General features: G+C 38.4%; 7 protein-coding genes. All 7 read left to right on the top strand.

Annotated elements, in window-relative coordinates; all coding sequences use genetic code 11:
• Window positions 1–16: 16 nt before the first annotated feature.
• Window positions 17–274 (top strand): hypothetical protein, encoded by a 258-nt coding sequence (locus tag DC53_RS22425; protein ID WP_204247261.1) that lies wholly within the window; start codon window positions 17–19, stop codon window positions 272–274.
• Window positions 271–1,407 carry an undecaprenyl-phosphate glucose phosphotransferase gene (locus DC53_RS0120705; RefSeq protein ID WP_204247262.1) on the top strand — a complete coding sequence of 379 codons (1,137 nt, stop codon included), beginning with the start codon at window positions 271–273 and terminating at the stop codon, window positions 1,405–1,407. Before DC53_RS22425 ends, DC53_RS0120705 begins: the two co-directional genes overlap by 4 nt.
• A 144-nt stretch (window positions 1,408–1,551) precedes the next feature.
• Window positions 1,552–2,442: a UTP--glucose-1-phosphate uridylyltransferase GalU gene (gene galU / locus DC53_RS04415; protein ID WP_033031279.1), complete on the top strand. Its 891-nt coding sequence runs from the start codon at window positions 1,552–1,554 to the stop codon at window positions 2,440–2,442.
• A gap of 731 nt (window positions 2,443–3,173) precedes the next feature.
• A complete protein-coding gene (locus tag DC53_RS04410; protein ID WP_033031282.1) occupies window positions 3,174–4,622 on the top strand; it encodes a capsule assembly Wzi family protein in 1,449 nt (482 codons plus the stop codon).
• A gap of 168 nt (window positions 4,623–4,790) precedes the next feature.
• The gene (locus DC53_RS04405; RefSeq protein WP_033031285.1) at window positions 4,791–5,957 is read left to right on the top strand and encodes a nucleotide sugar dehydrogenase; all 1,167 of its coding nucleotides are present in this window, start codon (window positions 4,791–4,793) and stop codon (window positions 5,955–5,957) included.
• Between the two features lie 445 nt (window positions 5,958–6,402).
• Window positions 6,403–8,334: a methyl-accepting chemotaxis protein gene (locus DC53_RS04400; RefSeq protein WP_033031286.1), complete on the top strand. Its 1,932-nt coding sequence runs from the start codon at window positions 6,403–6,405 to the stop codon at window positions 8,332–8,334.
• A gap of 75 nt (window positions 8,335–8,409) precedes the next feature.
• Window positions 8,410–8,883, top strand: a complete 474-nt coding sequence (locus DC53_RS04395) for a peroxiredoxin (protein ID WP_033031288.1) — start codon at window positions 8,410–8,412, stop codon at window positions 8,881–8,883.
• Window positions 8,884–9,846: the final 963 nt, after the last annotated feature.

Raw genomic sequence — 9,846 nt, forward strand, 5'->3', positions numbered from 1 at the left:
TTGGGATCATATGCAAATGCATAAAGGAATTTTGCAAAGTAATGCAACCATTGTTGCATTTGTTCAACGAGTACTCGATATTACTATTATTGTTGGTACTTTATGGTTAAGTACTTTTTTACATGATAAAGCATGGCTATTGCAGCACACCACGGCTGCATTATTAGCCGTGTTTTTATTTCATTTTACTAGTGAACTAGACAAGTTGTATATATCATGGCGCGGATTGTCACTCTATAAAGAGCTTAAAAAACAATATCTCATTGGTTTATAAGTGCTGCCGTATTATTTTTAAGCGTTAACTTTTTAGCCCCTGAATACTTAAACCCTACAGGATTACAGCTAGCGTGGTTTACATTAGCGACAGTATTGTTAGGTACTTACAGGATATTTTTACGTTTTTTATTAAGGTTTTTGCGTGCACAGGGTTACAATACTCGTAATGTGGTAGTTGTAGGGGCTGGTGTATTAGGTCAAAAATTTGCAAATAATATTATTGAACATACTAGTTTTGGGTTGGTTTTTAGTGGTTATTATGACGATGAAACGCCTAATCAAAAAGTTGTGGCTGCACAAACTTTGGGCGATCTTGAACAGTTGGTTACTGATTGTAAAATAGGCGGAATTGACCGAGTTTATATCGTACTACCTCCACAAGCGTATGAGCGTCGTAAGTGGTTAGTTAAAGAACTGGCCGATAGCACTGCAAGTGTGTATATAGTGCCTGATGTTTTTACATACCAGTTATTACATTCACGCAGTGATACTATTATGGGCATACCAACTATAAGCATTTACGACTCACCCATAGATGGTAGTAACGCTATAGTTAAACGTATAGAAGATGTAATATTATCAGTATTAATACTTGCTTTAATTTCACCTGTATTAATAGGGCTTGCTATTGCTGTTAAAGTTAGCTCTAAAGGACCTGTGTTTTTTAAACAAAATCGTTATGGTATTGATGGTAAAGCAATAAAAGTTTGGAAGTTTCGTTCGATGAACGTAATGGAGGATGGGGCTAAAGTAACCCAAGCCACTAAAAATGATAGTCGTTTTACCCCAATAGGGCAGTTTATTCGTAAAACAAGCCTTGATGAACTCCCACAGTTTTTGAATGTATTGCAAGGGCAGATGTCGATAGTCGGACCTCGGCCTCATGCCGTAGCTCATAATGAAGAATATCGTTCACTTGTAAATGGATATATGCTTCGTCATAAAGTAAAACCAGGTATTACAGGATGGGCGCAAATAAACGGTTGGCGTGGTGAAACCGATACGCTCGATAAAATGGCAAAACGAATTGAATTCGATCTTGAATATATTCGTAATTGGTCACTTATTTTTGATTTGAAAATAGTGTTTTTGACTATCTTTAAAGGTTTTATAAATAAAAATGCCTACTGATAATTATTAGGAGCTAGCCCCCTAGCCTCTAATAACTAATTCCTACTTATCCGAGTTTATTGCATCTATTCAGTTTATATATAACTAGCGTTTGGTACGTTATTGTCAAATATAGATTTAATTATTTACAATAAAGGACTACCTATGAAAGCTGTAATTCCTGTTGCCGGCCTAGGCACTCGCATGTTGCCCATGACTAAAGCAATTCCAAAGGAAATGCTCCCTGTAGTTGATAAACCACTAATTCAGTACATTGTAAATGAATGTGTTGCTGCCGGTATTAAAGAGATTGTTTTGGTAACCCACAGTTCAAAAAATGCGATTGAAAACCATTTTGATACCAGCTTTGAGTTAGAAGTAACACTCGAAAAGCGTGTTAAGCGCACACTACTTGAAGAAGTGCGCTCTATATGCCCTCCCGATGTAACGATTATGAGTGTACGTCAAGGTGAGGCCAAAGGCCTAGGGCATGCAATTTTATGTGCAAAGCCAATTGTAGGTAATAACGATTTTGTTGTGCTACTCCCTGATGTAATACTCGATGCCTACACGGCGAATCAAAAAACTGAAAACTTAGCCGCGATGATTAAGCGCTTTAACGAAACTCAAGCAAGCCAGATTATGCTAGAACCTGTGGCAGAGGAAGATGTAAGCAAGTACGGTATTGCTGATATTAACGGTGTTCAATTGGCCTCAGGTGAAAGCGAAAAAATTAGAGCCATGGTTGAAAAGCCAGCAACGGATGCAGCCCCCTCAAACCTTGCGGTGGTTGGGCGTTATGTATTAAGTAAAAATATTTGGCCTTTACTTGCTAAAACGCATGCTGGTGCTGGTGGCGAAATACAACTTACCGATGCGATTGATGCGTTAATTATGCAAGAAACGGTAGAAGCATTCCATATGAGCGGGCGCTCGCACGACTGTGGCGACAAGTTAGGTTATTTAAAAGCGATTGTTGAGTACGGTATGCGTGACGCAAAGCTAGGAAAAGAGTTTGCTCAGCATTTAAATATGCTTATGAACGCAAAAAATTAATAATCTAGTGATTTTGTACGGTTTGGCGTATGTTGTAGGTGAGGTTTCACACCTCGCTTTTTGACACCAAAGCCACGTTACATGAGCGCGAAGTAAATTCGCACCTCTGGGTTGGTGTATGTTGTAGGTTAGGTTTTACACCTCGCTTTTTAACATTAAAGCTATGGTATATGAGCGCGAAGTAAATTCGCACCTACGGGTTGGTGTATGTTGTAGGTGAGGTTTTACACCTCGCTTTTAAAACAGTCAAGCCACATACAAAGCGCGAAGTAAATTCGCACCTACGGTTTTGCGTATGTTGTAGGTGAGGTTTCACACCTCGCTTTTTGACACCCAAGCGACGTTACAAAGCGCGAAGTAAATTCGCACCTCTGGGTTGGTGTATGTGGTAGGTGAGGTTTTACACCTCGCTTTTTAACACCCAAGCCACGTTACAAAGCGCGAAGTAAATTCGCACCTACGGTTTGGCGTATACTGTAGGTGAGGTTTTACACCTCGCTTTTTAAACTTCCAAGCCACGTTACATGAGCGCGAAGTAAATTCGCACCTACGGGTTGGTGTATGTTGTAGGTGAGGTTTTACACCTCGCTTTTGAAAAATTTAAGTTGTATCAGTGTCAAATCAACTAATACCTACTAAAATGTTAAATTAATCAAATCGTTGTTGTTAACTCAGCAGCGATTTTTTATTATGTACGTATTACCTAGAACATAACAATAAATGGAATAAAAATGCTAAAAAAATTACCCGTATTAATAGGATTGATGTTTAGTTCTCAGGTTCTAGCAAATGGTGTATCAGCTTATTTACCTTTAAAACAGAATCCTCAATTAGAGCACCTAGTTGAAAAGTTGCTAGTAGTTGGCGATAACGCCCATATGATGAGTAAACCTTATAAAACGTCTGAAGTATTAAGGGTATTAAAATCTATTGAGCATAGCTACCCAAGCTTATATCAAAAGTTATTTAATGAATTGGCTCTTTACAAGCAATCAGATGCAGTAACTTATGCTAAAGCAACGCTTGCTTATGGTAATGAATCTAAATCAATCCCTAACCAACGTGGCCAAAAGGTTGATACGTATTTAAAGCTAGAGGCCGGTGGATTTGCTAATTTTGGTAATCACTTTGGTGTAAGTGTTGCAGGTATTGCTAACGAAGATAACCTACTACCTACTCAAAGTTTTGTTTATTTTGGTAACGAATACGCGCAAGTTGACATAGGTTACCGTGAGCATTGGTACTCACCGTTTAACGATAGTGCAATGATTTTAAGTACCAATGCTAAAATACTTCCTTCAATAAGTATTAGTAATGTAAAACCCATTACCGATTTTGATATACGCTACGACTTGTTTTATATGAAAATGAAAACAGATCCTGCCATTAATTCAGGTAAAGACCTTGGTAAAAAAGTACCAGGCAAACCTAATTTAGCAGCAGCGCATTTAAGTTTTTCGCCTTTTTCTGGTTTAACTCTTGGCGTTAATCGTTTATTACAATTTGGTGGTGGTGATCGTTCAGTAAGCTTAAAAGGTTTTACCGAAGCCTTTTTTTTACCGGGTGGTAACGATAATGTAAATGCAGAAGAAATCCAAAAATATGGCCCTAACTATGAGGTAGGCGACCAATTAGCTTCACTAAGTTTTGATTATAAAGCGGCATGGTTTGACATGCCGTTTAGTTTTTACGGAGATATAGGAGCTGAAGATACTCAAGGAGGACGACGGAATAACGCTTATAATTTTGGTTTATATTTACCTTACTTAAGCGAAAACCATAGCCTAAGGCTTGAGAATAATCGATGGCAAGAAGGTTGGTATTACAACCACCTTTACTCACTTGGTAACTCAATTGATGGCCAGGTTTTAGGTCACTGGGCGGGTAATGAACGTGGATTGAATCACCAGCCAGCTGCTGAAAGCCAGTCAATCAATTGGGTATGGAAATATAGCGCAACAAGAAGTATTGATACCACTATTCGCCGTATTGAAAATGGTTTAGACCAGATTAGGAATAATGCAGGCATCTTGCCAGAGACCCCGTATACCATAGGCTTTGAGTTAGAAACACGTTATACCCAGCAGTTGCAAGATGGCTATTGGGGTTTAGAGTTATATACAGGTAAAACAGTGTTCGATGATAACTTTTTTAGGCTTAGTGCTTTTTATGGATGGTAAAAATAATCATGTAATTGATGATTCTATTTCGAGGCACTAGCTTTTTGCGTTAAGCTTATTGTTTAATTTTATACTAAACTCTAAAAATAATTTTGATGATTTTTAACTTGCGTTAGTTTTTTAGCGTATTTTGAAACATTCGTTTATTTATTTGCGCGAAGGGTTTATATGAAAATTACAGTAGTAGGTACGGGCTATGTTGGCCTTTCTAACGCTATGTTATTAGCGCAACATAATGAAGTGGTTGCGCTCGATATTGATGAGCAAAAAATAGCGCTTTTAAAGAAGAAGCAGTCGCCTATTGTTGATATCGAAATTAGTGATTTTTTAACACGTAATGACTTAAATTTTACAGTGACTACCGATAAAGTAGCCGCTTACAAAAATGCAGATTTTATAATTATTGCAACACCTACCGATTACGATGTCGAAAATAATTACTTTAATACAAGCTCAGTAGAAGCTGTGATTAAAGATGCAATGGCGCACAATAAAACTGCTGTAATGATAATTAAGTCTACAGTGCCTGTAGGGTTTACTCATGGTATTAAAGATAAGTTAGGTGTTGATAATTTAATATTTTCACCAGAGTTTTTGCGTGAAGGTAGAGCACTACACGATAATTTATATCCATCACGCATTGTAGTGGGTGAGCAAAGTGAGCGTGCAAGTGTGTTTGCTAACTTACTTAAGCAAGGCGCTATAAAAAAAGATATTGAAGTATTGTTTACTGACTCTACAGAAGCTGAAGCAATTAAATTATTTTCAAACACTTACTTAGCAATGCGCGTAGCTTACTTTAACGAGTTAGATAGCTACGCAGAAACACATGGTTTGAATAGTAAGCAAATTATACAAGGTGTTAGTTTAGACCCACGTATAGGTAACTATTATAATAACCCATCGTTTGGATATGGTGGTTACTGTTTACCAAAAGATACCAAACAACTTAGAGCAAATTATGCATCGGTTCCTAATAATATAATAGGTGCAATTGTTGATGCCAACACAACGCGAAAAGACTTTATTGCTGATTCAATCATTAAACGCAGCCCTAAAGTGGTTGGTGTTTACCGCTTAGTTATGAAAGCAGGGTCTGATAATTTTAGGGCTTCAGCCATTCAAGGCATTATGGAGCGCATTAAAGCCAAAGGTATTGAGGTTGTAGTTTACGAACCAGTGTTACAAGAAAGTGAATTTTTTCATTCTCGCGTAATCAAAGATTTAAATGAATTTAAACGCATCTCTGATGTTGTTGTATCTAACCGCATGGTTAAAGAGCTTAGTGATATTACTGACAAAGTGTATACACGAGATTTGTTTGGTAGTGATTAAGCTAGGCCTGTTTATTTTTTGAGGCTGAATTTACTGCCTTTTGGGTTTGTTCTAAAGGTGGTTTACTCTTTGTTGCTCGGTTTTTACTTATTCTTATATAGATGTAAACCAGTAGTGTAACGCAGGAGCAGTTACCGAGACCACTAGGTTACAAACCTAGTGTCGCGATTTAATCACCTCTAGGTAGAATAAATTTTAATCTTGAAAGTTCAACAGACCTCTATATTTAAAATAAATAATCTGGAATCTAATTTTAACCCCGATTTTAGGTGAATTTTTAATTCATCATTTTTAGGAGCGATTTTTATCTTGCCCTTTAAATTAGTTCTTTTGTATTGGTTACATTAAAAATTGTTGAATAACTCTGCCTTTAAAGGTGGTTTACATAAAAGTGTCATAAATAGTTAATACTCTAAGCGCGCACTCACTATTGGAGCTAAGATTTATGCGCGTGTCATCTATCACCCGGTTACTGGCTATATTATTGGCTTTGGCGAGTATTTTATTAGGCTTTACCTTATTTTGGGCAAGCCAAACTTTACTTAAGCTAGAGCAGCAAAATACCGCATACAGCCAACTCAAAAATACTATTTTAGTTGATTTAGCCGGTTATTTAGGGCGTTACTTAGACCAAGGTGACAACCAATATTTAAATCAAGCCTCTACTTTAATTAACAATGTTAAAGTTAATCAATTATCTATATTGCCAAGTGAGTTAAGCACAACGCTTGAACAGCAATTAACGAACCTCAACAATGACATAAATGGCAAATACCGTGCACTTGGTAAGCTTTCGGGTAACGAAACCGCACTACTTGATAACGCGCTTAGGCAAATGGCAGGCTCAGCATCAACATTAATTAGCTATGCTAAAAAAGCACCGAAGCAAAATAACCATGCGCTAATGTATTACTCTCTGGCGAGTGATTATTACACTGAAGTAATTAATTTATCTTTATTTACCTATCAACTTATTGTTCAGTACGATAAAAACACAGAACAAAGCTTGCAACAAAGCATCGTAAATTTAAATAAATTAGCACAAGCTATTGAGCAGCTTCCTAATTTAGGCGTTATGAGTGCCGTTGACGAAGACGCTCTATTTATTGATGAAGAAGCCGAAGACCTTGGCGACGAAATAAAGTCAGAGCTTGTCAGTTGGCCTAATCGTTATCCGCGTGATTTAGCAAGTACTCTTGAGCAAACTCAGTTACGAGAAAATGGCTCTAATACGTTACGCTCACAAATTAGTGCACTTTCAAATACGGTTATTAATGCAGAGCAGGCGCTTAAGGCGGAGCAAGATAATTTAAAGCAGCAAGTACTTTGGGTATTTTGTGTTGCAATAGGTACGTTGGTTATATTGGCTGCGAGCGTTTATTTTGTACAACGTAATCAAGTACTAAACCCGCTTAGGCAATTGCGAGATGGCTTTGCTTTTTTAATTGAAAGTAATGAGCTTAAGAGTATTGAAAGTAAAAATTCAAAAACTGAGATTGGTGAGATTGCGCAGTTTTTTAATCAACTCATCGATAGGCAGCGAACTGAAGCGCAAGAGCGGGCACAAATGCTAAAGGTGGTTAACAGTTTTATGCAGCAAATGAGCGAAAACTTATACACTATTAGTCAACAAGCATCGCTTAGCTATGGGCAAGTAGAACAAAATCAAAACTTATTAAGCGACATTCAACGTATTGGCGAGCAGGTAAATGATATTAATGCACAGGTGGCCGATAACGCACAAAGTACATTTACTGCAATGGAGCAAAGCTTGGGCTTTTCAGCAAATATGTTAGATGCCAGTTCTGATACGCAAGTGCGTGTAGAACAAGGAATGCAAAGCATACAAGAGTTACTAACAGGTGTTGATGGAGTGGGTAAAATTATTGAGGTTATTCGTAATATTGCCGATCAAACTAACCTTTTAGCCCTAAATGCAGCGATTGAATCAGCGCGTGCAGGAGAGCACGGACGTGGCTTTGCTGTGGTGGCTGATGAAGTAAGGCAGTTAGCGCGGCAAACACAAGGATCGCTTAGCGATATAAACGATCAACTAAGCTTGTTAACTGAAAACTCGCGAGTGGTGTCTACGCAAATATCAGCATTGGCCAACGGTGCACAGTCGCAAACACAAAATGCTCAAGAGCTAAAACTAAACTCCGAAGGGGTAGCTAGTAATGCTCAAAGTGCAAACAGCGTTGCTTTTGAGGCAATGGAACTGGCAAAGCAACAAAGTAGCTTACTCGACAATTTTAGTAAATCAATGCAAAGCATGAAAGGGCAAGTGAGTGAATCAAGTTTACTTGTTGATGATATTCGTAATCAGTTACAGCAGCAAATGCAAACAATAAAAGGTAGCTTGGGCCTTAAAAAATAAACAAAGCTGTATGTTAGCCGCATTAAGCGATAAGCTAAAAATTCATTACGTTTCAATATTTTTTAAGGATTTATTATGATTGAACAAGGCCAAACGTTACCGGCTGTAACACTTACGCAATTAACTAACGACGGCATGCAAACATTGACGAACAGTGAGTTATTTGAAGGTAAGAAAGTTGTGCTGTTTGCTGTGCCAGGCGCGTTTACACCAACCTGTTCAAATGCTCATTTACCAGAATTTATTACCCTCGCTGATAAAATTAAAGCAAAAGGTATTGACGCTATTTACTGTGTATCAGTTAACGATGCATTTGTTATGAAAGCATGGGGCGATTCACAAAACGCACAAGAAATTGCCATGCTTGCCGATGGTGATGCAAGCTTTACTAAGGCATTAGGCCTTGATAAAGACACCGCTGGCTTTGGCGGTATACGTTCTTCACGTTACGCAATGATTGTTGATAACTCGGTAGTAACCGGTTTGTTTGTAGAACAAGATAAAGAATTTGCAGTAAGCCGCGCAGAATACGTTTTAGAAAACCTTTAAGCGCGAAGTAAATTCGCACCTACGGTTTGGCATATGTTGTAGGTGAGGTTTTACACCTCGCTTTTTAAACACCAAAGCCACGTTACAAAGCGCGAAGTAAATTCGCACCTACGGGTTGGTGTATGTTGTAGGTGAGGTTTTACACCTCGCTTTTTAAACTCCCAAGCCACGTTACAAAGCGCGAAGTAAATTCGCACCTACGGTTTGGCATATGTGTAGGTGAGGTTTTACACCTCGCTTTTTAAACACCAAAGCCACGTGATATGAGCGCGAAGTAAATTCGAATCTACGGGTTGGTGTATGTGTAGGTGAGGTTTTACACCTCGCTTTTTAAATATTAAAGCCACGTTACAAAGCGCGAAGTAAATTCGCACCTACGGTTTGGTGTATGTGTAGGTGAGGTTTTACACCTCGCTTTTTAACATTAAAGCCACGTGATATAAGCGCGAAGTAAATTCGCACCTACGGTTTGGTGCATGTTGTAGGTGAGGTTTTACACCTCGCTTTTTAAACATTAAAGCCAGGTTACAAAGCGCGAAGTAAATTCGCACCTACGGGTTGGTGTATATTGTAGGTGAGGCTTTACACCTCGCTTTTTAAACACCTAAGCCACGTTACAAAGCGCGAAATAAATTCGCACCTACGGGTTGGTGTATGTGTAGGTGAGGTTTTACACCTCGCTTTTTAACATTAAAGCCACGTGATATGAGCGCGAAATAAATTTGTACCTACGGTTTAGCGTATGTTGTAGGTGAGGTTTTATACCTCACTTTTATACATTAGAGCTGTGGTGATATGAGCGCGAAGTAAATTCGCACCTACGATTTGGCGTATGTTGTAGGTGAGGTTTCACACCTCGCTTTTTAAACACCAAAGCCACGTGATATGAGCGCGAAGTAAATTCGCACCTACGGGTTGGCGTATGTTGTAGGTGAGGTTTCACACCTCGCTTTTTACTTTATG

The organism is Pseudoalteromonas fuliginea (assembly GCF_000690055.1).
GTDB lineage: Bacteria > Pseudomonadota > Gammaproteobacteria > Enterobacterales > Alteromonadaceae > Pseudoalteromonas > Pseudoalteromonas fuliginea.